At 67.3% G+C, this 26,055-nt stretch carries 28 protein-coding genes, 1 tRNA gene and 1 pseudogene; 18 read left to right on the top strand and 12 right to left on the bottom strand.

Features of this window, described 5'->3' with window-relative positions; genetic code table 11:
• The first annotated feature begins 13 nt into the window (after window positions 1–13).
• Window positions 14–2,878, top strand: coding sequence for an aconitate hydratase (locus ACZ47F_RS01050; protein WP_464925464.1), 2,865 nt, complete (start codon window positions 14–16; stop codon window positions 2,876–2,878).
• 10 nt (window positions 2,879–2,888) lie between these two features.
• Window positions 2,889–4,136, top strand: coding sequence for a GMC family oxidoreductase N-terminal domain-containing protein (locus ACZ47F_RS01055; protein WP_464925465.1), 1,248 nt, complete (start codon window positions 2,889–2,891; stop codon window positions 4,134–4,136).
• Between the two features lie 259 nt (window positions 4,137–4,395).
• Here the strand turns inward: ACZ47F_RS01055 and ACZ47F_RS01060 are convergent, their stop codons facing one another.
• Window positions 4,396–4,764: a Spx/MgsR family RNA polymerase-binding regulatory protein gene (locus ACZ47F_RS01060; protein WP_464925466.1), complete on the bottom strand. Its 369-nt coding sequence runs from the start codon at window positions 4,762–4,764 to the stop codon at window positions 4,396–4,398.
• Window positions 4,761–5,549, bottom strand: coding sequence for a peroxide stress protein YaaA (gene yaaA, locus ACZ47F_RS01065; protein ID WP_464925467.1), 789 nt, complete (start codon window positions 5,547–5,549; stop codon window positions 4,761–4,763). Before yaaA ends, ACZ47F_RS01060 begins: the two co-directional genes overlap by 4 nt.
• Window positions 5,550–5,766: 217 nt before the next feature.
• Here yaaA and ACZ47F_RS01070 point away from each other — a divergent pair, with 217 nt between their 5' ends.
• Window positions 5,767–6,645, top strand: coding sequence for an NAD(P)-dependent oxidoreductase (locus ACZ47F_RS01070; protein ID WP_464925468.1), 879 nt, complete (start codon window positions 5,767–5,769; stop codon window positions 6,643–6,645).
• Here the strand turns inward: ACZ47F_RS01070 and ACZ47F_RS01075 are convergent.
• Window positions 6,640–7,548, bottom strand: coding sequence for an alpha/beta hydrolase (locus ACZ47F_RS01075; RefSeq protein WP_464925469.1), 909 nt, complete (start codon window positions 7,546–7,548; stop codon window positions 6,640–6,642). The two genes, ACZ47F_RS01070 and ACZ47F_RS01075, sit on opposite strands and share 6 nt — an antisense overlap.
• 299 nt (window positions 7,549–7,847) lie before the next feature.
• Between ACZ47F_RS01075 and ACZ47F_RS01080 the strand changes: the two genes are divergently transcribed.
• The 8 genes and pseudogenes from ACZ47F_RS01080 to ACZ47F_RS01115 form a co-directional block, all read left to right on the top strand.
• Window positions 7,848–7,923: transfer RNA gene (locus ACZ47F_RS01080), tRNA-Ala, on the top strand.
• A gap of 112 nt (window positions 7,924–8,035) precedes the next feature.
• Window positions 8,036–8,953: an oxygen-dependent coproporphyrinogen oxidase gene (gene hemF / locus ACZ47F_RS01085; RefSeq protein ID WP_464925470.1), complete on the top strand. Its 918-nt coding sequence runs from the start codon at window positions 8,036–8,038 to the stop codon at window positions 8,951–8,953.
• A 17-nt stretch (window positions 8,954–8,970) separates the two neighbouring features.
• Complete coding sequence (nadD, locus tag ACZ47F_RS01090) at window positions 8,971–9,573, top strand: nicotinate-nucleotide adenylyltransferase (RefSeq protein WP_464926552.1); 603 nt, start codon at window positions 8,971–8,973, stop codon at window positions 9,571–9,573.
• 6 nt (window positions 9,574–9,579) lie between these two features.
• A complete protein-coding gene (gene rsfS / locus ACZ47F_RS01095) occupies window positions 9,580–10,374 on the top strand; it encodes a ribosome silencing factor (RefSeq protein ID WP_464925471.1) in 795 nt (264 codons plus the stop codon).
• 36 nt (window positions 10,375–10,410) lie between these two features.
• A complete protein-coding gene (gene rlmH / locus ACZ47F_RS01100) occupies window positions 10,411–10,881 on the top strand; it encodes a 23S rRNA (pseudouridine(1915)-N(3))-methyltransferase RlmH (protein ID WP_464925472.1) in 471 nt (156 codons plus the stop codon).
• A 40-nt stretch (window positions 10,882–10,921) separates the two neighbouring features.
• Window positions 10,922–11,746: a hydroxyethylthiazole kinase gene (gene thiM / locus ACZ47F_RS01105; protein ID WP_464925473.1), complete on the top strand. Its 825-nt coding sequence runs from the start codon at window positions 10,922–10,924 to the stop codon at window positions 11,744–11,746.
• 175 nt (window positions 11,747–11,921) lie between these two features.
• Window positions 11,922–12,542, top strand: coding sequence for a thiamine phosphate synthase (thiE, locus tag ACZ47F_RS01110; protein ID WP_464925474.1), 621 nt, complete (start codon window positions 11,922–11,924; stop codon window positions 12,540–12,542).
• Window positions 12,539–12,718: pseudogene (locus ACZ47F_RS01115) on the top strand (bifunctional hydroxymethylpyrimidine kinase/phosphomethylpyrimidine kinase); the annotation flags it as partial. The gene thiE and the pseudogene ACZ47F_RS01115, both read left to right, overlap by 4 nt.
• Here ACZ47F_RS01115 and ACZ47F_RS01120 read toward each other — a convergent pair.
• The 3 genes from ACZ47F_RS01120 to ACZ47F_RS01130 form a co-directional block, all read right to left on the bottom strand.
• A complete protein-coding gene (locus ACZ47F_RS01120; RefSeq protein ID WP_464926659.1) occupies window positions 12,693–12,893 on the bottom strand; it encodes a hypothetical protein in 201 nt (66 codons plus the stop codon). The pseudogene ACZ47F_RS01115 and the gene ACZ47F_RS01120 sit on opposite strands and share 26 nt — an antisense overlap.
• 99 nt (window positions 12,894–12,992) lie before the next feature.
• Window positions 12,993–13,514 (bottom strand): PGDYG domain-containing protein, encoded by a 522-nt coding sequence (locus ACZ47F_RS01125; RefSeq protein WP_464925475.1) that lies wholly within the window; start codon window positions 13,512–13,514, stop codon window positions 12,993–12,995.
• Entirely contained in the window at window positions 13,511–15,415 is a 1,905-nt protein-coding gene (locus ACZ47F_RS01130) for an ABC-F family ATP-binding cassette domain-containing protein (RefSeq protein ID WP_464925476.1), read from the bottom strand. Before ACZ47F_RS01130 ends, ACZ47F_RS01125 begins: the two co-directional genes overlap by 4 nt.
• 76 nt (window positions 15,416–15,491) lie before the next feature.
• On the opposite strand from ACZ47F_RS01130, the gene ACZ47F_RS01135 reads away from it, so the two are divergent.
• The 7 genes from ACZ47F_RS01135 (at window position 15,492) to ACZ47F_RS01165 (ending at window position 21,239) form a co-directional block, all read left to right on the top strand.
• Window positions 15,492–16,115, top strand: a complete 624-nt coding sequence (locus tag ACZ47F_RS01135) for a hypothetical protein (protein ID WP_464925477.1) — start codon at window positions 15,492–15,494, stop codon at window positions 16,113–16,115.
• A 56-nt stretch (window positions 16,116–16,171) separates the two neighbouring features.
• A complete protein-coding gene (locus tag ACZ47F_RS01140; protein ID WP_464925478.1) occupies window positions 16,172–16,705 on the top strand; it encodes a TlpA disulfide reductase family protein in 534 nt (177 codons plus the stop codon).
• 38 nt (window positions 16,706–16,743) lie between these two features.
• The gene (aroQ, locus tag ACZ47F_RS01145; protein ID WP_464925479.1) at window positions 16,744–17,199 is read left to right on the top strand and encodes a type II 3-dehydroquinate dehydratase; all 456 of its coding nucleotides are present in this window, start codon (window positions 16,744–16,746) and stop codon (window positions 17,197–17,199) included.
• 40 nt (window positions 17,200–17,239) lie between these two features.
• On the top strand, window positions 17,240–17,710 hold the full coding sequence (accB, locus tag ACZ47F_RS01150) for an acetyl-CoA carboxylase biotin carboxyl carrier protein (RefSeq protein ID WP_464925480.1): 471 nt from the start codon (window positions 17,240–17,242) through the stop codon (window positions 17,708–17,710).
• Window positions 17,711–17,815: 105 nt separating this feature from the next.
• On the top strand, window positions 17,816–19,168 hold the full coding sequence (accC, locus tag ACZ47F_RS01155; RefSeq protein WP_464925481.1) for an acetyl-CoA carboxylase biotin carboxylase subunit: 1,353 nt from the start codon (window positions 17,816–17,818) through the stop codon (window positions 19,166–19,168).
• Window positions 19,169–19,174: 6 nt separating this feature from the next.
• Window positions 19,175–20,071, top strand: a complete 897-nt coding sequence (prmA, locus tag ACZ47F_RS01160) for a 50S ribosomal protein L11 methyltransferase (RefSeq protein ID WP_464925482.1) — start codon at window positions 19,175–19,177, stop codon at window positions 20,069–20,071.
• Between the two features lie 7 nt (window positions 20,072–20,078).
• On the top strand, window positions 20,079–21,239 hold the full coding sequence (locus ACZ47F_RS01165; protein ID WP_464925483.1) for a zinc-ribbon and DUF3426 domain-containing protein: 1,161 nt from the start codon (window positions 20,079–20,081) through the stop codon (window positions 21,237–21,239).
• Here ACZ47F_RS01165 and nagZ read toward each other — a convergent pair.
• Genes nagZ through rnc form a run of 6 tightly spaced genes read right to left on the bottom strand, consistent with a single transcriptional unit; the run spans window position 21,230 to window position 26,055 of the window.
• A complete protein-coding gene (gene nagZ / locus ACZ47F_RS01170; RefSeq protein WP_464925484.1) occupies window positions 21,230–22,297 on the bottom strand; it encodes a beta-N-acetylhexosaminidase in 1,068 nt (355 codons plus the stop codon). The two genes, ACZ47F_RS01165 and nagZ, sit on opposite strands and share 10 nt — an antisense overlap.
• 4 nt (window positions 22,298–22,301) lie before the next feature.
• Window positions 22,302–22,709, bottom strand: coding sequence for a holo-ACP synthase (gene acpS / locus ACZ47F_RS01175; RefSeq protein ID WP_464925485.1), 408 nt, complete (start codon window positions 22,707–22,709; stop codon window positions 22,302–22,304).
• Between the two features lie 20 nt (window positions 22,710–22,729).
• Window positions 22,730–23,503, bottom strand: coding sequence for a pyridoxine 5'-phosphate synthase (locus tag ACZ47F_RS01180; protein ID WP_464925486.1), 774 nt, complete (start codon window positions 23,501–23,503; stop codon window positions 22,730–22,732).
• Window positions 23,500–24,318 (bottom strand): DNA repair protein RecO, encoded by an 819-nt coding sequence (recO, locus tag ACZ47F_RS01185; protein ID WP_464925487.1) that lies wholly within the window; start codon window positions 24,316–24,318, stop codon window positions 23,500–23,502. Before recO ends, ACZ47F_RS01180 begins: the two co-directional genes overlap by 4 nt.
• Window positions 24,308–25,213: a GTPase Era gene (era, locus tag ACZ47F_RS01190; RefSeq protein WP_464925488.1), complete on the bottom strand. Its 906-nt coding sequence runs from the start codon at window positions 25,211–25,213 to the stop codon at window positions 24,308–24,310. The genes recO and era overlap by 11 nt, the downstream gene beginning before the upstream one ends.
• Window positions 25,210–26,055, bottom strand: coding sequence for a ribonuclease III (gene rnc, locus ACZ47F_RS01195; RefSeq protein WP_464925489.1), 846 nt, complete (start codon window positions 26,053–26,055; stop codon window positions 25,210–25,212). The genes era and rnc overlap by 4 nt, the downstream gene beginning before the upstream one ends.

The following is a 26,055-nucleotide window of genomic DNA, read 5'->3' on the forward strand; positions in this document are numbered from 1 at the left end:
TCCGGAGAACCCCATGCCCGCCCAACCAGCCAGCGCCGCCCCCGCGCACCCGTTTGCCAAGACCCGCAAGATCTTCAAGACCGCCTCGGGCAAGACCGCGCAGTTCTACTCCCTTGCGCAGCTCGGCAAGGAACTCGGCGCCGATCTATCGCGGCTGCCGGTGTCGATCCGCATCGTGCTCGAGTCGGTGCTGCGCAATTGCGACGGTCAGAAGGTCAGCGCCGAGCACGTGAGGCAGCTCGCCGGCTGGAAGCCCAATGCCGCGCGCACCGACGAGATTCCCTTCGTCGTCTCCCGCGTGGTGCTGCAGGACTTCACTGGCGTGCCGCTGCTGGCCGATCTGGCGGCGATGCGCAGCGTCGCTGCGCGCATGCACAAGAACCCCAAGGCGATCGAGCCGCTGGTGCCGGTCGATCTGGTGGTCGATCACTCGGTGATGATCGACTCCTACGGTAGCAAAAAATCGCTCGACCTGAACATGCAGCTCGAATTCCAACGCAACCGCGAGCGCTACCAGTTCATGAAATGGGGTATGCAGGCGTTCGACACCTTCGGCGTCGTGCCGCCGGGCTTTGGCATCGTCCACCAGGTCAACCTCGAATATCTGGCCCGCGGCGTGCACAAGGCCAAGGACGGCACGGTCTATCCCGACACGCTCGTGGGCACAGACAGCCACACCACCATGATCAACGGCATCGGCGTGGTCGGCTGGGGGGTAGGCGGCATCGAGGCCGAGGCCGCGATGCTCGGCCAGCCGGTGTACTTCCTCACGCCCGATGTGGTCGGCGTGGAGCTCAAGGGCCGGCTGCGCGGCGGCGTCACCGCCACCGATCTGGTGCTGACCGTCACCGAAATGCTGCGCAAGGCCAAGGTGGTGGGCAAATTCGTCGAGTTCTTCGGCGAGGGCACGGCCAGTCTGTCCGTCACCGACCGCGCCACCATCGGCAACATGGCACCCGAGTACGGTGCGACCATGGGCTTTTTCCCGGTGGACGACAAGACCATCGACTACTTCAAGGGCACCGGCCGCACCAAGGCCGAAATCGAGTTGTTCGAGGCTTATTTCAAGGCGCAGAAGCTGTTCGGCGTGCCCAAGGCCGGCCAGATCGACTACTCGCAGACGCTCAGCCTCGATCTGGGCACAGTTGCCCCGTCGCTGGCCGGGCCCAAGCGTCCGCAGGACCGCATCGAACTGGGCCATGTCAAGCAGCAGTTCGAAACCCTGTTCTCCGCGCCGGTGGCCGACAACGGCTTCAACCAGCCAGCCGAGCGTCTGAACAAACGATTCCCTGTCACCAACAACGGCAAGGGTGATGGCGACGGTCCAGATGCTACACCGGGAGCCGAGCGTGCTGTGGTCGAAATGGTGGCCAACCGATCCACCCTCAGCGCCGCGCATGCCGATACAAAGCCCGCAGCCAAATCGTCCGGATTGGACATCGCTGACGGCGACGTGCTGATCGCCGCCATCACCTCGTGCACCAACACTTCCAACCCGAGCGTGCTGCTGGCCGCCGGGCTGCTGGCCAAAAAGGCGGTCGAGGCCGGGCTGAAGGTCAAGAAGCACATCAAGACCTCGCTGGCGCCGGGATCGCGCGTGGTCACCGACTATCTGGAAAGGGCTGGTCTGCTGCCGTATCTGGAAAAGCTCGGATTCAGCGTGGCCGCCTATGGCTGTACCACCTGTATCGGCAACGCCGGCCCGCTGGCACCCGACATCGAGGCCAGCGTGGTAGCCAACAACTTGGTATGCGCCGCGGTGCTGTCTGGCAACCGCAACTTCGAGGCGCGCATCCATCCCAACATCAAGGCCAATTTCCTCGCCAGTCCGCCGCTGGTCGTGGCCTACGCGCTGGCCGGCACGGTGCGCCGCGATCTGATGACCGAACCGGTGGGCTACGGCAAGGGCGGCAAGCCGGTGTATCTGGGAGACATTTGGCCAAGCAGCGACGAGGTCAATAAGCTGATGAAGTTCGCGATGAACCCCAAAGTGTTCAAAGAGAACTATGCGCAGGTGGCCACCGATCCGGGCAAGCTGTGGAAAAAGATCGAAGGCACCAAAGGGCAGGTGTACGACTGGCCCAAGAGCACCTACATCGCCGAGCCGCCGTTCTTCGCCGGCTTTGACATGCAGCCTGCGGCCATCACGCTGCATGTCCGCGGCGCGCGGGCGCTGGCCTTGTTCGGCGACTCGATCACCACCGACCACATCTCGCCGGCGGGCTCGATCAAGGAGACCTCCCCTGCCGGCCAGTGGCTGCTGGCCAACGGCGTGGCCAAGGCCGATTTCAACTCCTACGGTTCGCGCCGCGGCAACCATGAAGTGATGATGCGTGGCACCTTTGCCAATGTCCGCATCAAGAACCTGATGATCCCACCGCTGCCCGACGGCTCGCGCGAAGAAGGCGGCGTCACCCTGCTGCAGCCCTCGGGCAAGAAGATGTCCATTTTCGATGCAGCGATGCAATACATCGCCGACGGCACGCCGACCGTCATCTTCGCCGGCGAGGAATACGGCACCGGCTCCAGCCGCGACTGGGCGGCCAAGGGCACGCAATTGCTGGGCGTCAAAGCCGTGGTTGCGCGCAGCTTCGAGCGCATCCACCGCTCCAATCTGGTGGGCATGGGTGTGCTGCCGCTGCAGTTCCTCGGCAACGATTCATGGCAGTCGCTGGGCATCACCGGCAACGAAACCTTTGCGATCGAGCTGGGCGACACCCTGCAACCGCAGCAGGATGCGCTGCTGATCATCACCCGCACCGACGGCAGCAGCCAGCAGGTCAAGCTGCGGCTGCGCATCGACACCCCGATCGAGGTCGATTACTACCGGCACGGCGGCATCCTGCCTTTCGTGCTGCGGCAACTGCTCGCCGCCTGAACGCCGTCGCATGACCGCCACCGCGCCGGGCGCCGATGTGCTGGTCGTCGGCACCGGCCCGGCCGGGGCCCAGGTGGCCCGCGATCTGGCCCGCGCCGGCGCGCGCGTACGCATTCTGGAGCAAGGCGCCGGCCCGCCTGCGGGCACCAATCTGCTCAAGCTGCTGCGCAGAAAAGAGGCGATGCACATCGCACCCGGCGTGGTGCTGCTGCGCAGCCTGCGCGTGGGCGGCGGCTCGGTCACCTTCTACCACACTGCCACACCGCCGCCACTTGCCCTATTTGCGCAGTACGGCGTCGATCTGTCCGCGCCGCTGCAGCAGGTGCTGGCCGAGTTGCCGCACGCTCCTCTGCGCTCTGACCTGATGGCCCCGATAGCCGCCCGGCTGATGCAGGCGGGGCGGGCGCTCGGCCTGCAGTGGCACCCCCTGCCCAAGATGATCGACCAGTCTCTCTGCCACGATGGAAGCTGCCCGGCAGAGGCGTTCTGGTCCACCCACCGCCTGCTGCAGCAGGCGGTCGAGCATGGCGCGCAGTTGCATACTGGCGTGCAGGTGCTGCGCGTGCTGTTTGCACAGGGTCACGCGATCGGGGTGGAAGCACGCAGCAACGGCGCGCTGCAGACCTTCCGTGCAGGCCGGGTGATTCTGAGCGCCGGCGGCATTGCCAGTCCGGCCATCCTGCAGCACAGCGGGGTGAAACGGGCGGGAAGCGGTTTTTTCTGCGATCCGCTGCGCATTGTCATGGGCCACCTGCCGATTGCCCGCGCGCCGCAGGAAATTTCGATGTCCGCCGGTTACCTCGATACGGACGCCGGCTTCATGCTGTCGGACATCACCATCCCGGGCAATTTTTTCCGCGCCTTCACCTGGGCGGCGGGGCGACCCGATCAGCTGTTCAGCTACGGCCATACCGCGATGATCATGGTCAAAATCCGCGACGAGATCGCAGGCCGCATCGATACACTGGGCCGACCCTGGCGCCATTTCGGCGCGGCAGACCGGCAACGCATGCAGGCTGGAGTGGCGCAAGCACGTGCGGTGCTGCGCGCTGCCGGCAGCGGCAAGCCATATGCCTCGCCCTGGGTCGCCGCGCACCCCGGCGGCAGCGTGCGGCTGGGAGAACTGGTGGACGAGAATCTGAGCTGCCACAGCCCCAATCTGCATGTGTGCGACGCCTCGGTCATCCCCGCCGCATGGGGACTGCCACCCACCCTCACCCTGCTAGCGCTGGGCGCCTATCTGGCGCGGCGCATTTGACCGTCCCCCACCCAGCCTCCCTACCCTGCGGGGGAGGAGACAGCCCACCCCCTCTCACGCGCAGCAAGGGTCAGGACGTGGAGATGTTGGCGCAGACCGCTGGCGTGCCAGCCTGCTGCATCAGTAGCAGGCCGTTGAAAAACGTCGCGAGGATGGCCAGATGCAAGGCGCACGGCGCGCAGCGACCGAGACATATCAAATAGATAGGCGAGGCAGCGCGCACCGTGCAACGCCGCAGATGGCCCACCGCAGTAGTTTTTCAACGGCCTGGTAAGACCGCGCTCCACTGCGCCAGATCAAAGCCCACCAGAAGCGCCTTGCCGCCCTCGACCACCGGGCGCTTGATCACGCTGGGGTGCTGCACCAGCAGCGCCACTGCGCTGGCCGCATCCATCACGCCGTCTTGCACGGCTGGGGCAAGCCGGCGCCAGGTAGTGCCGCGCCGGTTCAGCAGGGCGTCCCAGCCGACCGCATCCGCCCAGGCGGCGATCTGCGCCGCACCGGGCGGTGTTTTCTTGAAATCGACAAAGCGGTACGCCAGCCTTTGCGCATCCAGCCACTGCCGCGCACGCTTGACCGTGTCGCACTGGGCCAGACCGTAGACCGTCAGCAGGGACAGTGCGCTCATGCTGCGGCCTTGTCGCGACGGAACACCCACTGGTCGGCCCTGGACGCCTCGGGCACGAAGCGGTAGCCCTCGCTGGCAAAACCCTTGAGCTGCTCGACCTCGTTCAGCCGGTTCTGGATCGCATAACGCGCCATCAGCCCCCGCGCGCGCTTGGCGTAAAAGCTCACCACCTTGTACCCGGTCTGCGGCGTGCCGTCCTGGAACACGGGCTGCACCACCCGCGCCTTGAGCGCGTTGCGGTCAACGCTGCGGAAATATTCATCGGATGCCAGGTTCACCAGGACCGGTTCGCCCGAGCCGGCGGCAAGATCGGCATTGATTGCTTCTGCGATCTGGCTGCCCCAGTAGGCGTAGAGATCCTTACCCTTGGCATTGGGCCAGGCCGTGCCCATTTCCAGACGGTAAGGCCGCATCAGATCGAGCGGACGCAGCACGCCGTACAGCCCGCTGAGAATGCGCAGATGCTGCTGTGCCCATTGCAGATCGGCCTCGCTCAGGCTGGGCGCATCCAGCCCCTCGTACACATCGCCGTTGAACGCCAGCACCGCCTGCTTGCTGTCCTGCGACGTGAAGCTGGGCTTCCACTCGGCAAAGCGCGCGGCGTTGAGCGCAGCGAGCTTGTCGGAAATCCCCATCAGCGCCGCGAGCTGCTGCGGGCTCTGCTGGCGCAGACCATCGACCAGCACCTTGGCCTGCTCGACGAACTGTGGCTGGGTCGCCAGGGTCGTGGTGGGCGGTGTGGTGTAGTCGAGCGATTTGGCAGGGGACAAAACCATCAGCAGCATGTCGTTTCTCTCTCGGGAAAAACCTCAACCCACACTGGGCAGATAGATTGGACTTGAGTGTAACCAGCCGTGGCGCCGCGGGTCCTGCAAGCCCGATCGCCACCAATCGCGCCGCAGCCGCGCGCGGTGGACAATGCAGGTTGAACCGACCCCGCCCGCCTCGATGCGGGCGCGGTTGATCCGCATCACTTTCTGCAGGCTGTTCGCCAACAGGCACATGACCCTTTCCATCACCTTCATCGGCCTGGGTGCCATGGGCACCCCCATGCTCTCGCATCTGCTGCGGCACGGTTGCAGCGCCCGTGTCTATGCCCGCAGCGCCGCATCGCGCAACGCCGCGGCTGCGCTGGGCGTGCAGCCATGCGCCACGCCCGCCGAGGCAGCGCGACAGGCCTCCTTTGTGTTCACCAACGTGACCTCGACCGAGGACGTGCAGGAAGTGCTCTGCGGCGCAGACGGTGTGCTGCACGGCGCCCGGGCGGGAACGATCTGCATCGACCACAGCACCATCGCCCCGGAAGGCGCCCGCCGGATCGCGCAAACCCTGGCGGAGGCTGGGCTGCATTTTCTCGACGCGCCGGTCTCCGGCGGAGTCAACGGCGCCAGACAGGCCAGCCTGAGCATCATGGTCGGCGGCGACCGCGCGGTGTTCGAGCGCGCCCTGCCGCTGCTGCGCGTGCTCGGACGGCATGTGCGTCATGTCGGTCCGAGCGGTAGCGGTCAGGTGGCCAAGGCCTGCAACCAACTCATCCAGGTGGTCACCATCCAGGCCATCGCTGAAGCCGTGCTCTACGCCACGCGGCAGGACGTGGACGCGCAGGCGATGCTGGACGCCATCTCCACCGGCTTTGCCGGCAGTCGCATGCTCGACCTGATGGGCCCCAAAATGGCCCGGCAGGAGTTCGCCGCGGGCATCGAGGCCAGACTGCACGCCAAAGACTTCGGCCTAATCGCCGCCTCTGCGCAGCAGGCCGGTCTGCACCTGCCGACGTTGGAACTAGTCAAGCATCAGCTCGACGCGTTGATGCAGGCCGGCTGGGGCAAGGACGACACCTCCAGCCTGCTGCGCGTGCTACAGGCGCAGCAGGCTCTATGACGCAGACAGCTCACCCGCCGCCTGCTGGGCATCGCCAGACAGCTCGGCACCGGGCGGCTGGGCGCCGAGCAGCGCCCACAGACGCCGGTGCAGCGCTGCCGCCGGCTGCACCAGGGCATCGAGCGCCGAAAAATGATGTGCACCGGGAACGATCAGCGTCTTTCCGACCTGCGGCCAGTGACGATGCATCAGCCGCGTCTGCACATGGAATGCCTGCGACTCGGCCTCGCCCACCGCCAGCGCCAGCGGCGCCGGCCCGGCAGGTGGCAGCCAGGCGGGAGACATCGCCCGCGCCGCATGCTGGCTGAGCTTGAGGTCGCGTTGCAGAAACGCCGTCCTGCGCACCGACTCCAGGTCGTACACCCCAGACAGTGCCAGCGCCCCGGCCGGAATCTGCCGCGGCAGATCAACGCCATACCAGTCGAAGCGACAGGCCAGCATCATCGCTGCCAGGTGCGCGCCGGCCGAGTGCCCCGCCAACACGATGCGCGAGCGATCCACTCCGAACTCCTCCGCCCGCCGCCACACCCAGGCCAGCGCCTGCACCACATCGAGCACGATCTGCTGCATCGACGCAGCGGGAGCAAGCGAATAGTTCAGCACCACCACATGCACCCCGCGCGCCACGAACACCGGCGCGATGAAGCTGTGATCGGCCTTGTCCAGCGAGCGCCACCAGCCCCCATGGATGAACACCAGGCACGGCGCCGGCCCTGCGGCCGCCGGCGCGAACCAGTCCAGCGTCTGCGTGATCGACTCGCCATACGCCAGATCCAGCAGACACGGCCAGTTCAGCCGCGCCTCCTGCGAGTCGCGCCTCCACCTGCCCACATAGTCCGCCCAATCCGGGACCAGCTCGCGATTGTTGTATTCACGGTCGAGAACCGCAGCGTCGTATCGCATCTTCCCACCCCAGAGGGTTTAGCAGGCCGTTGAAAAACGTCGCGAGGATGGCCAGATGCAAGGCGCACGGCGCGCAGCGACCGAGACCTATCAAATAGATAGGCGAGGCAGCGCGCACCGCGCAACGCCGCAGATGGCCCACCGCAGTAGTTTTTCAACGGCCTGTTAGAACTAGATTCGTCACCAACTGATGGTAGGTCCGGCCGACGCATCTCACGATCGAAGATACCGTTGGTTACCTGCGCCCAAACCGCCGGACGAACCCCTGCAGTCTAGGCTCGGTTATGATTGCGGCTTTAGGGCCGATAGCTCAGCTGGGAGAGCGCTGCGTTCGCAATGCAGAGGTCGGGAGTTCGATCCTCCTTCGGTCCACCACAATTTTCTAGCCCAGGTCGCCTGGGCTTTTTTGCGCCCTGTGCCTTTCTTCTAGTCGCGCCGGGCGTGATGAAAAAATCGGGGCTGCGTCAAAATAGCTCGCCCTGCCGACATGCAAACCAACCTGGTCCGAACCTACCTCCTCGATCTCCAGACCCGCATCCTCGATGCGTTGCAGGCCGCCGACGGCCAGCGGTTCCGGCGGGATGCGTGGACGCGCCCGGCCGACTCGCCGCTGCAGGGCGACGGCATCACCAGCCTGATCGAGTTCGGCGGGCTGCTCGAGCGCGGCGGCTGCAATTTCTCGCATGTGCGCGGGCCGAAGCTGCCGCCTTCGGCCACCCAGCACCGGCCCGATCTGGCCGGCGCGCCGTTCGAGGCGCTAGGCATCTCTTTGGTGTTCCATCCGACCAATCCGTATGTGCCGACGGTGCACATGAACGTGCGCATGCTTATGGCCGAACCTGAAGGCAAGGAGACGGTGGCATGGTTCGGCGGCGGTATGGACCTGACGCCCTATTACGGCTTCGAGGAGGACGCGGCGCACTTTCACCGCACCTGCAAGGCAGCGCTGGCGCCGTTCGGCGACGATCATTATCCGCGCTTCAAGGCCTGGTGCGACGCCTATTTCTTTCTCAAGCACCGCAACGAGCCGCGCGGCATTGGCGGGGTGTTTTTCGACGACTACGCCGATGGCGGCTTCGACCGCGGCTTTGCGCTGATCCGCGCAGTGGGCGATGCCTTTCTGCCTGCCTATCTGCCCATCGTGGAGCGCCGCCGCGCCCTGCCCTATGGCGAGCGCGAGCGCGACTTTCAGGCCTACCGCCGCGGGCGTTATGTCGAGTTCAACCTGGTGTGGGATCGCGGTACGCACTTCGGTCTGCAATCGGGCGGACGCACCGAATCCATCCTGATGTCCATGCCGCCGATCGTGAAGTGGCGCTACGACTGGCATCCCGAACCGGGTTCTCCCGAGGCGCGGCTGTATGAGGTGTTTCTCAAGCCGCGCGACTGGGCCGCCGAGCCGTGAACCTGACCGCTGCCGCCATGCTGCCGCGCATCGGCCTGCTCGGCGGCAGTTTCGACCCCATCCACAACGCGCATCTGCAGCTTGCGCACAGTGCCTGCACCGAACTGGCGCTGGACGCGGTGTGGTTCATCCCCGCGGGCCAGCCGTGGCAGCGCGAACCACTGGCCGCCAGTGCGCAGCAGCGCTGGGAGATGGTGAATCTGGCCATCGCCGGCCTGCCGGGGCTGCGTGCCTGCGACATCGAGATCAGGCGCGAGGGCCCCAGCTACACCATCGACACCGTGCGCGCATTGCGCACCGCCCACCCCGACACCGCATTCACCTTCATCCTTGGTGCCGACCAGTTGCGCAACCTGCCCACCTGGAACGACTGGCGCGAGATCGTCGCGCTGGTCGATCTGGCCGCTGCGCGTCGTCCCGGCTATGACGATAGCGCCCCGCCCGAGCTGCTCGCCGCACTGGCTGCGCACGGCCACCGCCTGCACCGATTGGCCATGCCCGAGATCGATCTGTCGGCCACCCGGGTGCGCGAGCGCATCGCGCGCGGCCTGCCGCTTGACGCCCTGGTGCCCGCGGCTGTGGCACACTACATCGCACGACATCGCCTCTACCAGCACTGAAACCGCATGGATATCCGCAAACTGCAACGCACCATCGTCGACGCCCTCGAGGCCGTCAAGGCGCAAGACATCGAAGTGTTCAACACCGAAGCACTCACCAGCCTGTTCGACCGGGTGATCGTTGCCAGTGGCACTTCCAACCGTCAGACCCGCGCGCTGGCCAGCAGCGTGCGCGACAGCGTCAAGGCCGCCGGGTTCGAGGTGCGCAACCCAGAGGGTGAGGAAACCGGCGAATGGGTGCTGGTGGACTGCGGCGCTGCGGTGGTGCACATCATGCAGCCGCCGATCCGCGCGTATTACCGCCTGGAAGAACTCTGGGGCGCCAAGCCGGTGCATCTCAAGCTGGGCGGGGCGAAAAAAACGGGGGGCCGGGCAGCGGTCAAAGTGATTGCCCAGGGCCCGGACAGCCGCCCCGACGCGCCGGAGGAAGCCACCGACGCGCCCGTGCGCAAGACCGCCCGCCAGACCGCCGCCACCAAGCGCCCTGCGGCCAAGAAAGCCGCAGCGGAACGACCCGCGACGAAAACCGTCCCGGTGCGCACCTTGCCCGATGGTGAAACCAGCGTCGAGAAAAAGCGCGTCACCCGTGTCGTCGGCACGGCTGCCGGCGCGCGCCCGGCCCCATCGGCTGCGTCCACGCCTGCGCGCAAGCGGGCCGGAACCGACAGCGCAGCGCCTGCTGCCAGAGGTGCGGCGCAAAGTCGGGGAGCAAAACCTGCGACTGCCAAAAAAACCGCGGTCAAGACCGCCACGCGCAAGGCCCCGGCCAAGCGGGTGGCCGCCAAGAAGCTGATGTCTTGACCGCTTGCCAGGGCACGCTGCTGGGACCGGTTGCGGATGAAACTCTGGCTGCTCGCCGTCGGTCAGCGCATGCCGCGCTGGGTGGACGAGGCCTATGCCCACTACGCCAAGCGCCTGCCGCCCGAAACCCCGCTGCTACTGAAGGAAATCCGTGCCGAAACCCGCAGTTCCAACCTGAGCACAGAGGCGGTGATGGAGCGCGAGGCGCAGCGCATCAACGCCGCGCTGCCGCTGGGCGCCCGTGTCGTGGCGCTCGATGAGCACGGCCAGCGCCTGAGCACCGCCGCGCTGGCCGAACAGTTGCGGCTCTGGCGGCAGGACGGGCGCGACGTGGCGCTGGTCGTCGGCGGTGCGGACGGCCTGGCGCCGCGCATCAAGCAGCGCGCCGACACCCTGCTGCGCCTGTCCGATCTCACCCTGCCGCACGGCCTGGTGCGGGTGCTGCTGGCCGAGCAGCTCTACCGTGCCCACAGTCTGCTCAGCGGGCATCCGTATCACCGCGCCTGAATCCCCCCCAATGAGCGCCTCTTGTCGCCCCGCAATCCCCATGACCTTTCCCACCGCAGACAGTCTCTGGGCCGATGTGCTCGCCGTGCGCCGGCAGCAACCGCTGGTGCACAACATCACCAATCTGGTGGTGATGAACTACACCGCCAACGCCCTGCTCGCACTGGGCGTATCGCCCGTGATGGCGCATGCCCGCGAGGAGGTGCGCGACATGGCGGCAATCGCGCAGGCGCTGGTGCTCAACATTGGCACCCTCTCGCCCGATTGGATGGACGCCATGGGCATGGCGCTGGCCACCGCCCGCAGCCGCGGCATCCCGGTGGTGCTCGACCCGGTGGGTGCCGGGGCCACGCCGTACCGCAACCAGGCCATCGCCGCACTGCTGGCGATCGGCAGCCCCACGGTCCTGCGCGGCAACGGCTCGGAAATTCTGAGCGTAGCCGGAATGGGCGCCGCCACCCGCGGCGTGGACAGTGCGGCCGCATCCGACGACGCAGTGGCCGCCGCGCGCGATCTGGCCGCACGGCTGGGCGCGGTGGTGTGCGTCAGCGGCGCCACCGACCATCTGCTCGCGCCCGATGGCCGCCACCTGCGCCTGAGCAACGGCCACCCGTGGATGACCCGGGTCACCGGTGTGGGCTGCGCGGCCAGCGCGCTGATCGGCGCGTTCGGCGCGGTGCAGCCCGATGCGTTTGCCGCCACCGCCGCGGCCATGGCCTATCTCGGCGTGGTGGGCGAAGTGGCAGCGCAACGCGTGCAGGCCGCGGGCGGCGGCGTGGGCCAGCTGCAGATCGCGCTGCTCGACGGCCTGCAACTGCTCGACGCCGCCACCTTCCACACCCGCCTGCGCCTGGCCCATGACTAACAGGCCGTTGAAAAACGTCGCGAGGATGGCCAGATGCAAGGCGCACGGCGCGCAGCGACCGAGACATATCAAATAGATAGGCGAGGCAGCGAGCACCGTGCAACGCCGCAGATGGCCCACCGCAGTAGTTTTTCAACGGCCTGCTAAAGGCGCCCGCCGCTGGCCGCTGGCTGCCTTGCGGCTGCATCTGGTCACCGACGCCGCGCTGTGCGGCCCGCGCGGGGTCGAAGCTGTGGTTGCTGCCGCGGTACGCGGCGGAGTGACCTGCGTGCAGCTGCGCGAAAAGCAGCTCGACACCCGACGTTTCATCGAACGCGCCCGCGCGCTCAAGTCGCTGCTTGCGCCACTACAGCTGCCGCTGATCATCAACGACCGGGTCGATGTCGCGCTAGCGGTCGGCGCCGACGGGGTGCATGTCGGCCAAAGCGACATGGCGCCCGCCGAGGTGCGCCGGCGGATGCCGCACGCGCTGATCGGCCTGTCGGTGGAAAACGCCGCGCAGGTGCAGGCCGCGGCGCACTGCCCGGTCGATTACCTGGGCGCGAGCCCCGTCTTTGCCACACCAAGCAAGACCGACACCGCCCCGCCCCTCGGCTTGGACGGGCTGCGCATGCTGCGCAGTCTCACCCGCCTGCCGCTGATCGCCATCGGCGGCATCGAACTGGGCAATGCCGCGCAGGTGATGGCCGCTGGCGCCGACGGTCTGGCCGTGGTGCGTGCGCTGTGCGCCGCGCCCGACCCAGCCGCCACCGCGCGGGCGCTGCGCCGCGCCACCGACCTGCAACCCCTGCCATGATCTCCGCCGCCGACCCCATCGCCCTGCCCTCCCCCACTGCGCGCTACGCCCGCGTGCTCGCCATCGCCGGCTCCGACAGCGGCGGCAGCGCCGGCATCCGGGCCGACCTCAGGACCATCGCCGCGCCGGGTTGCTATGGCATGACCGCGATCACCGCCAGGCCTTCAGCCCGAACTGATCGCTCAGCCATAGCAGCCAGGCGATGATCAGCGGCATTGCCGCGCGGCTGACTACGCGCCGCACCAGCACTGAGCCGAGCTCGATCGCCGCCAGCGCCTGCGGCAGACCCAGCCCGGGGCGCAGCGACGCTCCACCTGCATGACCAGCAGCCCCACGCCCAGGCTGAAACACAGCGCCAGCGCGTCCCCGAATTCGAGCACACGTTCCGGCACCCGAACCGAGGCATTGGACGCATGCGCGGCGTCGGTCGAGGCTGTTTTGGCAGACCTCTCAAGGCTGGGTGGGTCTGGCGAGCATGGAGGGCATGGGCGACATTGCAGCCGGTTCGGCGGGTGCCAGCGGCCGGTAGACCTGCGCAAACCGCCGCTGCTCCACAACCCCGTAATCTCCAGCAGCGTACTGCAGCACCCAGTCGCCTGCGTTGCCGTGCAGCAGGTCGCCTCCTGCGCTGCGCGCGATGCGAAACGGGTGTGACATCTGCCGCGCCAGGACCGGAACGGGCTTGTTGATGTAAGCGCCATCCTGTCCGGCTTGCGTGGGCGCGAGGGGCAGGTAGCGGGCGTCGAAGCGGGCGCGGGAAACACTCCAGCGGTCGCCGGTCGATCCGGTGATGATGGCGTCGCTGCAGGCATAGCGGTTCGGGCCCTCGCGGCTGATGAGTTCGCCAGGATGGGCGGCAAAGCGCACCTGCACCGTTTCCTGCTTGATGTAGAGGGCTGCCTGCGGATCGGTGCGCAGATCCAGGTTTTGCAGCAGGGGCGGCGTTGCGCCGGTCATCTGGAGTTCGCTCATTTGCCGTCCAACTCTTCCCAGCGCTCCAGCGCCTGCAGCAGCTCCTCCTCGATCTGGGCATAGCGTTGCTGCATCTGTGCGATGCGTGCCGCCGCCAGGGCCGAGGCGTAGTTTGCCGGGTCGGCGATCTCGTCGGACAGCGCCTTCTGCTCGGCCTCGAGCGCGGCGATGCGCCCGGGCAGTTCATGCAGTTCGCGCTGCTCCTTGTAGCTCAGCTTACGCCGCGACGCAGGCGAGGACACGGACGGCGCGGCCCTGGATGCGGCCGCCTCCGGCCGCGGCGGCGGGGCCGGCTTGCCTGCTGCAGACTGCAAGGCACGGGCACGCTGCGACTGAAGCAGCCAGTCGGTGACGCCGCCCTCAAATTCGCGCCAGCGGCCCGGATCGTCGGGAGTGGATTCGCTGACGATGGTGCTGGTGACCACGTTGTCGAGAAAACGCCGGTCGTGGCTGACTAGGAACACGGTGCCGGGAAAGTCCTGCAGCAGTTGCTCCAGCAGTTCGAGGGTGTCGATATCCAGATCGTTGGTCGGCTCATCGAGCACCAGCACATTGGCCGGGCGGGCGAACAAACGCGCCAGCAGCAGGCGGTTGCGCTCACCGCCCGACAGCGACTTGACCGGCGAATGCGCCCGCGCTGGCGAGAACAGAAAGTCGCCCAGATAGCTCATCACGTGCTTGCGCTGTCCGGCGATTTCCACCCACTCGCTGCCGGGGCTGATGGTGTCGGCCAGAGTGGCATCGGGGTTGAGTGTTGCGCGCATCTGGTCGAAATACGCTACCTGCAGGCGGGTGCCCAGGCGGACGATGCCGCTGTCTGGCGCAATCTCGCCGAGGATGAGCTTGAGCAACGTGGTCTTGCCCGCGCCGTTGGGGCCGATCAGTCCCACCTTGTCACCGCGCAGGATGGTGGCGGAAAAGTCGCGCACGATGGTGCGCCCGTCGAACGCCTTGCTCACGCCCTGCAGTTCGGCGATGATCTTGCCGCTGGACTGACCGCCGTCCACTGCGAGCCTGACCCGCCCGAGCGACTCGCGCCGCGCGGCACGCTGCCGACGCAGCGCCTCGAGCCGCTGGATGCGGCTGACACTACGGGTACGCCGGGCCTCCACGCCTTTGCGAATCCACGCCTCCTCCTGCGCCAGCAGCTTGTCGGCGCGGGCGTTGCTTGCCGCCTCGTCAGCAAGCTCCTGTTCCTTGCGCGCCTCGTACGCGGCGAAATTGCCGGGATAGCTGCGCAGAACTCCGCGGTCGAGCTCGATGATGCGCGTGGCCACCGCATCGAGAAATGCGCGGTCGTGGGTAATCAGCACCAGGCTGCCGCGAAAGCCGGTGAGCAGTTCCTGCAGCCAGGCAATGGCATCGAGGTCGAGGTGATTGGTCGGCTCATCGAGCAGCAGCACGTCGGGCGCGGCCACCAGCGCCTGGGCCAGCGCCACGCGCTTTTGCATGCCGCCCGACAGGCAGCCCACGCGCGCGCTGCCGTCGATCTGCAGGCGCTGCAGCGTTTGCTCGACACGCGCTTCCCAGTTCCAACCGTCGAGCAGCTCGATGCGGGTCTGCAGCGCGTCCAGATCGTCGTCGGGCGCATGGCGCTCGAAGCGCTCGCGCAGGCTGCGCGCCTCGGCCACGCCCTGGCTGACCACGTCGAACACCGTCGAATCCGCCGAAAAATCCGCCTCCTGCGGCACATACACCCGGCGCAGGCCCTGCTGGACCTGCACCAGCCCGTCATCCGGCGACTCCAGCCCCGCCAGGATGCGCAGCAGCGAGGACTTGCCCGTGCCGTTGCGCCCGATCAGGCCGACGCGCTCGCCCGTCTCCAGCGTCATGGCGGCATGGTCGAGCAGGGCCACATGGCCGAAGGCGAGGCACAGGTCGGAAACGGAAAGAACGGCCATGACTGGTTTTCGAGGCGATACAGGGTGCATTGTGCCTGCCCGCCGCCCGGCAGCCCGGCGGCGCTACCATGCCCCAATGGATACCCTGCGAGCAGAACTCGCCGCACTGGCCGCCCGTCTGATCGTCGAAGACGGCCTGGACTATGGCAGCGCCAAACGCAAGGCCGCACGGCGTCTGCTGGGCGAGCATGCGGCGCACGACCTGCTGCCGAGCAACGACGAAATCGAGCAACAGGTGCGCGAGGAACTCGCACTGTTCCACGCCGACACCCAGCCGGCACAGCTGCTGCAGCTGCGCCGTGCAGCGTTGGCGCTGATGGAGTTTTTCGTCGCGTTCAACCCGCATCTGGCAGGTGCGGTGTGGAACGGCACCGCCCATGCGCATTCCGACCTGCATGTGCTGCTGTTCACCGACGACACCAAGGGCGTGGAAATTCACTGCATCGACCACGGTCTGGCCTACCAGGTCGGCGACGCGGCGCACTACGCCGGGCGCGGGAGGGTGGAGCGGTTGACCCTGCACTGGCCGCTGCCGGCCGGCGGCATGGTGACTGCGCACCTGAGCCTGTACAGCGAAAAGGACCAGCGCGGCGCGCTGCTGCCCGACGCACAGGGCCGCACCCCGCGCGGCACCCTCGCTGCGCTGCGGCGCCTGTTGGCAGCGGGGCCGGACGATGGCGGTCAAACCCCGGCGAACTGAGGCTGCTTTGCCGGCCATGCACAATGCGAGCCATCCTGACAGATGCGCCCCAAGCTATGAACAAGATCAATCTATGGATTTCCGCCGCCCTCGTTGCCCTGATCGTCGCAGTGCTGGCCAATGCCTGGTACCAACACCGCCGCACCGTGCCGGTCCAGGTCGAAAACAGTGCTGTCTCGGCGTTTTTTGCCGACAAACTGACTGATCTCGAAGGCAAGACCATCGATCTCGCGCAGTTCAAAGGCAAACCCCTGGTGGTCAACTTCTGGGCCAGCTGGTGTCCGCCGTGCATTGCGGAAATGCCGGATTTTTCCGACTTTTACCAGAAGAACAAGGACAAAGGCATTCAGATGGTCGGAATTGCGCTGGACAACCCGACCGCAGTGCGCAACTTCCTCAAAGCGCATCCGGTGAGCTATCCCATCCTCCTGGGCGGGATGAACGGTCTTGCGCTGAGCACCAGCCTGGGCAACAAGCAGGGCGGCCTACCATTTACCGTCGTGCTCGATGCCAGAGGCGACGTGGTGTTCCAGAAGCTGGGCAAAACATCGCTTGACGAACTCAAGAACGCCGTCCCTGCGGGAAACTGACAGCCAGACCGCTCCCCCCTTTGACCGCCCACCGCACCATGAGCCTGCCGCGCATCCTCGTTCTTCATGGCCCCAACCTGAACCTGTTGGGGCAGCGTGAGCCGCACATCTACGGCGCCACCTCACTGGCCGACATCGACCGGGCACTCCAGGCGCTTGGCGCCGAGCTGCAGCTGGAGGTCGTGCACTTTCAGAGCAATCATGAAGGCGCGCTGATCGACCGCCTGCACGCCGCGCGCACCGACGGCACGCGCTTTGTCATCATCAATCCTGCGGCTTACACCCACACCAGCGTGGCGCTGCGCGATGCGATCGCCGCCACCGACCTGCCTTTCATCGAGGTGCACCTGAGCAATGTGTACCGCCGCGAGCCGTTTCGCCACCACTCTTATTTTTCGGACCTGGCGCTGGCGGTCATCAGCGGTTGCGGCGCACACGGCTACCTGCTGGCACTGCGACACGCCGCCGCGGAACTGTCGAATGGCAAGAATTGATGGTCTAATGCGTCATATTCCAGCGAATTAACGACAGATCATGGATTTACGCAAACTCAAGACGCTGATCGACCTGGTCTCGGAATCGAATGTGTCCGAGCTGGAGATCACCGAGGCCGAAGGCACGGTGCGCATCGTCAAGGCGCCGCCCCAGCCCATCGTGCAATACGCCCAGATGCCCGCACCGATGGCGTACACGGCACCGGCCGCGCCGCCGGCGCCACCGCCTGCGCCTACGGTGCCCGCCGCACCGGCGCAGGCCGAACCCGAAGCACCAGGCCATGTGCTGAAGTCACCGATGGTCGGCACGTTCTACCGTGCCTCGTCGCCTGGTGCGGCACCCTTCGTCGAGGTAGGCGATGCGGTCAAGGTCGGGCAGACGCTGTGCATCATCGAGGCCATGAAAATCCTCAACGAGATCGAATCGGACAAGGACGGTGTGATCAAGGCCATCCTGGCCGAGAACGGTCAGGCCGTCGAATTCGGCCAGCCGCTGTTCGTGATCGAGTAAGGGCCTGGCGGCTGCGCACCGGCCGCGGCGACCTGCGCGGCCCCAATCTCTGCCCAGCTCGACCGGGTGCAGCCGCCTCATTCAGTACCTGAACGGACAACGCGCATGTTCAAAAAAATTCTTATCGCTAACCGCGGGGAAATCGCCCTGCGGGTGCAGCGCGCCTGCCGCGAACTGGGCATCCAGACCGTAGTGGTCTATTCCGAAGCCGATCGCGAGGCCAAGTATGTCAAGCTCGCCGATGAAGCGGTGTGCATCGGGCCTGCGCCCTCTGCGCAGAGCTATCTGCACATGCCGGCGATCATCTCCGCTGCCGAGGTCACCGACGCCGAGGCGATCCACCCCGGGTATGGCTTTCTGTCGGAAAACGCCGACTTTGCCGAGCGGGTGGAAAAGTCGGGCTTTGCCTTCATTGGTCCGCGGCCCGAGTCGATCCGGCTGATGGGCGACAAGGTCAGCGCCAAGCAGACCATGATCCGCTCCGGCGTGCCCTGCGTGCCCGGCTCGGACGGCGCGCTGCCCGACGATCCGCGCGAAATCACCCGGATTGCCCGCGCCATCGGCTATCCAGTGATCATCAAGGCAGCAGGCGGCGGCGGCGGGCGCGGCATGCGGGTGGTGCATACTGAGGCGGCGCTGCTCAACGCGGTGACCATGACCCGCAGCGAGGCCGGCGCGGCATTCGGCAACCCGGCGGTATACATGGAGAAATTTCTGCTGCAGCCGCGGCACATCGAAATCCAAGTGCTGGCCGATACCCATGGCAATGCGCTGTGGCTGGGCGAGCGCGACTGCTCGATGCAACGGCGGCACCAGAAAATTCTCGAGGAAGCGCCGGCCCCCGGGATTCCGCGCCGACTGATCGATCGCATCGGCACGCGCTGCGCGGATGCCTGCAAAAAAATCGGCTACCGCGGCGCCGGCACCTTCGAGTTCCTGTACGAAAACGGCGAGTTCTACTTCATCGAGATGAACACCCGGGTGCAGGTCGAGCATCCGGTGACCGAGCTGATCACCGGGGTGGACATCGTGGTCGAGCAGATCCGCATCGCCGCGGGGGAGAAGCTGGGCTTGCGCCAGCGCGCAGTGCAGTTCAAGGGGCATGCAATCGAGTGCCGGGTCAACGCCGAAGATCCATACAAATTCACCCCGTCGCCCGGGCGCATCACCACCTGGCATGTGCCCGGCGGACCCGGCGTGCGCGTGGACTCGCACGCCTACGCCAACTATTTCGTGCCGCCAAACTATGACTCGATGATCGGCAAGATCATCACCCACGGCGCCACGCGCGAGCAGGCAATCGCACGCATGCGCATCGCGCTGTCGGAAATGGTGGTCGACGGCATCCAGACCAATATTCCGCTGCACCGCGAGCTGATGGTTGATTCCCGCTTCCTCGAAGGCGGCACCAGCATCCACTATCTCGAGGAATACCTGGCAGCGCGGCACCAGGACTGAACCGCCATGCCCTACCGCGAAGTCACCATTGCGGTCGGAGAGGAGCAGGCCGACGCGCTGTCGGATGCGCTGCTCGAACTCGGCGCGCTCAGTGTCAGTGTCGAAGACCGCTTCGGTGACACCGCGCAGGAGCAGGCGCTGTACGGCGAGCCAGGCATGCCCGCGCCGAAGTCGGCCTGGGCGCAGTCGCTGCTGCGCGCATTGTTTGCCGACCAGGCGCAGGCCGACGCCGCGCTGGCCGCTGTGCTGGCAGCCCAGGCCCTGCCCGATCTGCAGGGCGTGCAGCAGACCACGGTCGAAGATCAGGACTGGGTACGGCTGACGCAGTCGCAGTTCCAGCCGGTATCGATCGATGACCGGCTGTGGATCGTGCCGAGTTGGCACGATCCACCCGACACCGCTGCCCCGGTCATCCGCCTCGACCCGGGGCTGGCCTTCGGCACCGGCACGCATCCGACCACGCGGCTATGTCTGCAGTGGCTGGCGCGCCAAATGCTGCAGGGTAAGAGCATGCTCGACTATGGCTGCGGCTCGGGCATTCTGGCCATCGCGGCGGCCAAGTTTGGCGCTGCGCCGGTGGTCGGGGTGGACATCGACCCCGATGCGGTGCAGGCCACCACGGCCAACGCCACCGACAACCGCGTGACCCTCCAGGCCGGCCTGCCCGATGCCGTCACCGGGTTACGCTTCGACCTGGTGGTGGCCAATATTCTGTCGGCGCCGCTCAAGCTGCTAGCTCCGGCGATCGCCGCGCATGTGCGCCCGGGTGGCGCGCTGGTGCTCAGCGGCATTCTGGAGCGGCAGGCAAACGAACTGATTGCAGCTTACGCGCCGTACGCCGCGCTGCAGGTCGATCAGGTACTCGAGGGCTGGGTCTGCCTGGCGGGTCGCACGCGCGACTGAATCCCGTATGGCACAGGCCACCCGCTGCCCGCACTGCCAGACCGCCTTCAAGGTGGTGCGTGACCAGCTTTTGCTGCGCGAAGGCTGGGTGCGCTGCGGCCACTGCGGCGAACCCTTCAACGCGCTCGATCATCTGATCGACCTCGGCCCGCCTGCCACACCGCCGGATGTTGCCGCCCCCGCCACAGAACCACCGCCGGCTATAGCACCCCAACCACCCTCCGCGCCGCAGGCCGAACCGCCTGTGCAGCCGCCCTCCGTGCCCACCCGCGCTGTGCTGCGCTGGCAGCAGCCGCTGGTCGAGTCTGCTGGTCAGCAAGGTTTCCTGCCGCTCACGGCGCAGCCCTACGCCCCCCGAACCGCGGCGCAGGACACGCACGCCGCCAAAACCGCGCGGCAAACCCCGTCCGACCCGTCGCAGCCCACCTCCGCCATCGCGGCAACACCGCAAGCGGCGACCGTCCCCCCCCACGAACAAGCTCCGGCCTGCGCACCGGCCACAGCACAAGACGACGCTGCGCCGCTGTCCGAATTCAACCTGATCGATGCGCTGCACTACCACTTCGCGCCAGACGACGTCGCGGCGGACCGCGACGGCACCGCACCTGCACCTGCCTCGTCCGCCAGCGCCCGGGAACCCGAATTTCTGCGACAGGCGCAGCGTCAGGCACGGTGGCGCAGCACGCCGGTGCGGGTCGCGCTAGCTGCGCTCAGCCTGTTTCTCGGACTGACTCTTGTGGCGCAGGCGGCGCTGTTCTGGCGCGACACCCTGGCGCAGCAGTGGCCGCCCAGCCGTCCCTGGCTGCAGCGCCTGTGCCAGGTCACCACCGGGTGCCTGTTGTCGGCACCGCGCGATCTCGATGCCCTGGTGATCGATGCCTCCGCGCTCAGCCCGGCGCCGCAGGGCCTGCGGCTGAGCGTACTGCTGCGCAATCGCCTGGACCGCGCCGTGGCCTGGCCGGCGATCGAGCTGACGCTGACCGACGCGCAGGACCGTATCCAGCAGCGCAAGGTGCTTGAGCCGGAGCAATACCTTCCGGCCAAGCAGGCTAGCGCCTCTGCACTGCGCGCAGGCATCGCCCCGGGGCAGCAGATCCAGCTGCAACTGCATCTGGCGCTGACCACGGCTGCACCAACCGGCTACAAGCTGGTGCTGTTCTATCCCTGAGCATCGATCGCGGCGCGCGCAACCCGGTAGATATCGCTGGCAACCAGCGCATCCCAGTCCATTGCAGGCTGAGTGGGCAGCAGATCTGCGCGGCGCTGGGCGCTGCGCGCATCGGGCGTCCACAATCCGCGATCCAGCGCGTCCTGCAGGTCGCGCAGCAGGGCATCGAGCGCGCTGCCGCCGCCCACCGGGCTCTGGTTGCACACCAGCGCCAGATCGCACCCGGCCTGCAGCGCCTGCAGTGCGGCCTGGCTCAGGCTGCGGCCCTGCGCCCGCGCCGCAGCCATGCCTAGGTCGTCGCTGATGATCGCGCCAGTAAAGCCGATGCGCCCGCGCAGGATTTGCCGCAGCCACACCGCGCTGAACCCCGCCGGCTGCGCGTCCACCGCCGGGTACACCACATGCGCAGGCATGACCGCGCGCAGCCCCGGTGCCAGCCCGCGATACGGCGCAGTGTCCGCTGCCAGCAGCGCGTCGAGCGGGCGCTCGTCCTGCGCCACCGCCACATGGGTGTCGGCCCGGGCGTAGCCGTGGCCGGGAAAGTGCTTGGCACAATGCGCCATACCCATGCGCGCCATGCCCTGCATCAGAGCCTGCGCCAGCACCGTGACCACCCGCGCGTCGGCATGAAACGCACGGTCGCCGATCACACTGGAGTCGCCCCAGTCGAGATCAAGCACGGGAGTGAAGCTGAAATCCACCCCGCAGGCGCGCAGTTCAGCGGCCAGGATCACGCCGCAGGCTGCGGTCCGGCGTATCGCGCCCAGCGCATCCTGCATCCAGTGCGCACCGAGCGTGCGCATCGCCGGCAGGTGGGTGAAGCCGTCGGTGCGAAAGCGCTGCACCCGCCCGCCCTCATGGTCGACCGCGATCAGCAGATCGGCGCGGACCGCCTTGATTTGCGCGCACAGCGCTCGCAGTTGCGCGCGGCTCTCCCAGTTGCGCGCAAACAGCACCACGCCGCCGACCAGCGGATGGCGCAGACGCCTGCGATCGGCAGGAGTCAACTGCAGACCAGCGACGTCGAGAATGAGCGCAGAGGGCAGGACAGGTTGCATCGGTTCAGGACGCAGGAGCAGCGAAGACTTCGGCCACGACCATGGCCAGCGCCGTGTCAGCCTCATCGGAAACCGACACCTGAAAGCGCAGCGACCGCGCCGCACACCACGCCTTCAGTGCGCCATGCAACACGATGGTTGGCTGACCACTGGGCAGCTTGAGGATTTCGCAATCGCTCCAGCGCATCGGGCTATGAAGCCCCAAGCCGATGGATTTGGAAAACGCTTCCTTCGCGGCAAAGCGCGTGGCCAGGTAATTGATGCCGCGCTGCTCCACCCTGGCCATGCGCCGGGCATATTCGCGCTGCTCGTCCGGGCCGAGCACCCGCGCGGCAAACCGGCTGCCATGCCGCGCCACCGCCGCGCGCATGCGGGCAATGGAGCAGACGTCGGTGCCGATGCCGTAGATCATGTCGCGCGCCTGCGCCGGGTTCAGCCGCGCGCCGCGGCCACGGCACCAGCGATCAACGCCTGGAAATCGCGCACCGCCTGGGTCAGGCCGACGAACACCGCATGGCCGATCAGTGCATGGCCGATGTGCAGCTCGCCGACCTCGGGCAGGGCGGCGATCGCCGCAGTGCTGCCCAGGTTCAGGCCGTGGCCGGCATTGGTCTGCAGCCCCAGACTGCGCCCGAGCTTCAGTCCGGCAGTGATACGCCCGAACTCGCGAGCGCGCACTGCATCGTCTGCCGCGTCGCAGGCATTGGCATAGGCGCCGGTGTGCAGCTCGATGCACGGCGCACCGGCGCGAGCGCTTGCCTCGATCTGCTGCGCGCTGGGCTCGATGAACAGCGACACCCGGCAGCCACAGTCAGCCAGCCGCGCGCAGGCCGCGCGCACGCGGTCGAACTGCCCGGCCACGTCCAGCCCGCCTTCGGTGGTGATTTCCTGGCGGCGCTCGGGCACGAGGCAGACCATCTGTGGACGCACGCGGCAAATGATGTCGAGCATCTCGGCGGCCAGCGCCGACTCGAAGTTCAGCGGTGCGGTGATCTCGGCCTTGAGCCGCTCGACATCGGCGTCACGGATGTGCCGCCGGTCTTCGCGCAGGTGAAAAGTGATGATGTCAGCCCCGGCCTGCACCGCCTGCTGCGCGGCGCGCACCGGGTCGGGAAAGCTGCCGCCGCGCGCATTGCGCAGGGTGGCGACATGGTCGATGTTCACCCCGAGCAAGGGCGTGGCAGCAGCGGGCACCAGGGGATTCATAGCTTGTGCAGGTCGATGAGAAGCTGGCGGGTACGCAGCGTCTGGCCGGAAAGATGATAGTGAAGCAGGCTGCGCATCAAGGCCTTGGCGGCGCGCGCCAGCGCCGGATCGGCTACCGCGGGCAGACCGTCGCGCAGCGCGAGCAGCACCTCGCCGCGCACCGCAGCAGGGTCTGCGGCGCTGCTGGGCGCCACACCGTGCTCAGGGTCGACCCGGTACAGCGCCTCGGGCCGCACCGGCTGTGAGGTCGCGGCCTCGATATGCAGCTGCGGCAGATGGCCCAGCTCGCGCAGCAGCGCAAACTCGAACTGTCGCAATACCGGTTCGAGCTCCGCCGGCAACGCATGCGGGCGCTGCGCCAGCGCGGCAACCGCGTGGTGATAGGCGTCGAACAAGCCTTCGTGCGCATCTTCGCGCGCCAGCAGACGCACCAGCAGCTCGTTGAAATAGAAACCACACAGCAGCGGCAGGCCGCACAGCGGCGCCTGTCCGCCTACCCATTCGGCACGGGTCAGGGTGCGGACCTCACCGCGCCCGCTCCAGCTGGCCTGGCAGGGCTGAAAGCCCAGCAGCACCGCACGCAGCGCCGAGGTCGGGCGCTTGGCCCCCTTGGCCACCAGCGCCAGGCGGCCATGCCGGCGGCTGAACACGTCGAGCAGCAGGCTAGTTTCCTTCCAGGGATAGCTGTGCAGTACATAGATCGACTCGTTCTGCACCCGCTCGATGCCGCTGCGCCGGCGCGCAGGCAGCACGCCGGCAGCAACGGATGCGGTATGCGCATCGGCAGCCCGGTGCGGGGCGGCGTCAATCCTCATACCCGAAGGCGCGCACTGCGGCCTGGTCGTCAGCCCAGCCTGAGCGGGTTTTCACCCAGACCTCGAGGAACACCGGGCCGCCGAACAGCGCCTGCATGTCCTGGCGTGCCTCGGTGGAAATGCGCTTGAGCCGCTCGCCGCCGGCGCCGATGACCATCGCCTTGTGACTGTCGCGGTCGACGATGATCGCAGCGGCGATGCGTCGCAGCGTCCCCTCCTCGGAGAACTGCTCGATGACCACGGTGCTGGTGTAAGGCAGTTCGTCGCCGGTGAGGCGAAACAGCTTCTCACGCAGGATTTCGGCCGCGAGAAAGCGCTCGCTACGGTCGGTGAGCGCGTCTTCCTCGAAGCGCCATTCGCCCTCGGGCAGATACGGCTGCATGATCGCGAGCAGGCGTGATGCGTCTGCGGCCCGCTGCGCGGACATGGGCACGATTTCCGCAAACGGGCGCAGCCGGCCGAACTCGGCCAGCCAGGGCAGGAGCGTCTCGCGTGGTGTCACCCGGTCGAGCTTGTTGAGCACGGCGATCACCGGGCGGTCGTTGGGCAGAAGCTCGAGCACGGTGCGATCCTGGGCGGTGAGCTTGCCGGCCTCCAACACCCACAGCACCAGATCGACCTCTGCCAACGCTGCGGTGACCGTGCGGTTCATCGCGCGGTTGAGCGCGTGCAGGTGGCGGGTCTGGAAGCCGGGCGTATCGACGAAGGCAAACTGCGCCTGTCCTTCGGTGCGCACACCGAGAATACGGTGGCGCGTGGTCTGCGCCTTGTGCGAGGTGATGCTGAGCTTTGCGCCGACCAGCGCGTTGAGCAGCGTGGACTTGCCCACGTTCGGGCGTCCGACGATGGCCACGGTGCCGAACTGGCGCGGGGGTTGCGGGGACGGTGCGGTCATGTCGGCTTGTGTGGTGTGGGATCACGGCGCGGCCCGGCATTCGCCGGATCGAGCGCCTGCGGGGAATTTTGCCGCGGTTCCGACGGCGCTGGCAGGCCATCTGCGCTGACCGAGGCACAGGCGACACGGGCATCGACCAGCACCGGCCGGTTGCCACCGCGCGCTGGGTGCGTTCCGCCGCGGCCGATGCGCTCGATCATGCGGGCGGCTGCAGCCTGCTCGGCGCGGCGGCGGCTGTCGCCCTCGCCGCGCACCTTCAACCCCAGCACGGGCACGGCGCATTCCACCTGGAACTGCTGCCGGTGCGCGGCCCCGCGCACATCGAGCACGGTATAGGTCGGCAGCGGCAGGCGCTGGCCCTGCAGGAATTCCTGCAACTGGGTCTTGGCGTCCTTGCGCACCACGTTGGCGTCCAGCGTGTCGAGCAGCGCGGCAAACAGCCGCTGCATCACCTGTTGCGCGACCTCGAACCCGGCTTCGAGGTAGATCGCGCCAAGCAACGCTTCGAGCGCATCGGCCAGGATGGACTCGCGCCGGGCACCGCCGCTTTGCAGCTCGCCTTCGCCGAGCCGAAGAAACTGGCCCAGCTCGATCGAGCGCGCCACCTCGGCCAGCGACTCGGCGCGCACCAGCGCAGCGCGCAGCCGGGAGAGCTGGCCTTCGTCCTGCCGCGCCGCTTGGTGATAGAGCCAGGCCGCGGCGGCCAGGTTGAGCACCGAATCGCCGAGGAATTCCAGTCGCTCGTTGTGATCGGCGCTGAAACTGCGATGCGTCAGCGCCCGCGCGAACAGTTTGCGATCGCGGAAGACATAGCCCAGCCGCGCTTCAAGTGCCGTGCTCAC

This window comes from Thiomonas islandica (genome assembly GCF_055383445.1).

What these genes read in the sequence shown, in the direction of transcription:
- rlmH (WP_464925472.1), top strand. Translation starts at nt 10,411, where the DNA reads ATGAAACTCTGGCTGCTCGCCGTCGGTCAGCGCATGCCGCGCTGGGTG.
- nagZ (WP_464925484.1), bottom strand. Translation starts at nt 22,297, where the DNA reads ATGCAACCTGTCCTGCCCTCTGCGCTCATTCTCGACGTCGCTGGTCTG.
- acpS (WP_464925485.1), bottom strand. Translation starts at nt 22,709, where the DNA reads ATGATCTACGGCATCGGCACCGACGTCTGCTCCATTGCCCGCATGCGC.
- yaaA (WP_464925467.1), bottom strand. Translation starts at nt 5,549, where the DNA reads ATGCTGCTGATGGTTTTGTCCCCTGCCAAATCGCTCGACTACACCACA.
- ACZ47F_RS01140 (WP_464925478.1), top strand. Translation starts at nt 16,172, where the DNA reads ATGAACAAGATCAATCTATGGATTTCCGCCGCCCTCGTTGCCCTGATC.
- ACZ47F_RS01180 (WP_464925486.1), bottom strand. Translation starts at nt 23,503, where the DNA reads ATGAATCCCCTGGTGCCCGCTGCTGCCACGCCCTTGCTCGGGGTGAAC.
- ACZ47F_RS01055 (WP_464925465.1), top strand. Translation starts at nt 2,889, where the DNA reads ATGACCGCCACCGCGCCGGGCGCCGATGTGCTGGTCGTCGGCACCGGC.
- hemF (WP_464925470.1), top strand. Translation starts at nt 8,036, where the DNA reads ATGCAAACCAACCTGGTCCGAACCTACCTCCTCGATCTCCAGACCCGC.
- era (WP_464925488.1), bottom strand. Translation starts at nt 25,213, where the DNA reads ATGACCGCACCGTCCCCGCAACCCCCGCGCCAGTTCGGCACCGTGGCC.
- ACZ47F_RS01050 (WP_464925464.1), top strand. Translation starts at nt 14, where the DNA reads ATGCCCGCCCAACCAGCCAGCGCCGCCCCCGCGCACCCGTTTGCCAAG.
- ACZ47F_RS01060 (WP_464925466.1), bottom strand. Translation starts at nt 4,764, where the DNA reads ATGAGCGCACTGTCCCTGCTGACGGTCTACGGTCTGGCCCAGTGCGAC.
- ACZ47F_RS01135 (WP_464925477.1), top strand. Translation starts at nt 15,492, where the DNA reads ATGGATACCCTGCGAGCAGAACTCGCCGCACTGGCCGCCCGTCTGATC.
- ACZ47F_RS01125 (WP_464925475.1), bottom strand. Translation starts at nt 13,514, where the DNA reads ATGAGCGAACTCCAGATGACCGGCGCAACGCCGCCCCTGCTGCAAAAC.
- ACZ47F_RS01165 (WP_464925483.1), top strand. Translation starts at nt 20,079, where the DNA reads ATGGCACAGGCCACCCGCTGCCCGCACTGCCAGACCGCCTTCAAGGTG.
- ACZ47F_RS01075 (WP_464925469.1), bottom strand. Translation starts at nt 7,548, where the DNA reads ATGCGATACGACGCTGCGGTTCTCGACCGTGAATACAACAATCGCGAG.
- prmA (WP_464925482.1), top strand. Translation starts at nt 19,175, where the DNA reads ATGCCCTACCGCGAAGTCACCATTGCGGTCGGAGAGGAGCAGGCCGAC.
- recO (WP_464925487.1), bottom strand. Translation starts at nt 24,318, where the DNA reads ATGAGGATTGACGCCGCCCCGCACCGGGCTGCCGATGCGCATACCGCA.
- ACZ47F_RS01070 (WP_464925468.1), top strand. Translation starts at nt 5,767, where the DNA reads ATGACCCTTTCCATCACCTTCATCGGCCTGGGTGCCATGGGCACCCCC.
- accB (WP_464925480.1), top strand. Translation starts at nt 17,240, where the DNA reads ATGGATTTACGCAAACTCAAGACGCTGATCGACCTGGTCTCGGAATCG.
- nadD (WP_464926552.1), top strand. Translation starts at nt 8,971, where the DNA reads ATGCTGCCGCGCATCGGCCTGCTCGGCGGCAGTTTCGACCCCATCCAC.
- thiM (WP_464925473.1), top strand. Translation starts at nt 10,922, where the DNA reads ATGACCTTTCCCACCGCAGACAGTCTCTGGGCCGATGTGCTCGCCGTG.
- rsfS (WP_464925471.1), top strand. Translation starts at nt 9,580, where the DNA reads ATGGATATCCGCAAACTGCAACGCACCATCGTCGACGCCCTCGAGGCC.
- aroQ (WP_464925479.1), top strand. Translation starts at nt 16,744, where the DNA reads ATGAGCCTGCCGCGCATCCTCGTTCTTCATGGCCCCAACCTGAACCTG.
- ACZ47F_RS01130 (WP_464925476.1), bottom strand. Translation starts at nt 15,415, where the DNA reads ATGGCCGTTCTTTCCGTTTCCGACCTGTGCCTCGCCTTCGGCCATGTG.
- accC (WP_464925481.1), top strand. Translation starts at nt 17,816, where the DNA reads ATGTTCAAAAAAATTCTTATCGCTAACCGCGGGGAAATCGCCCTGCGG.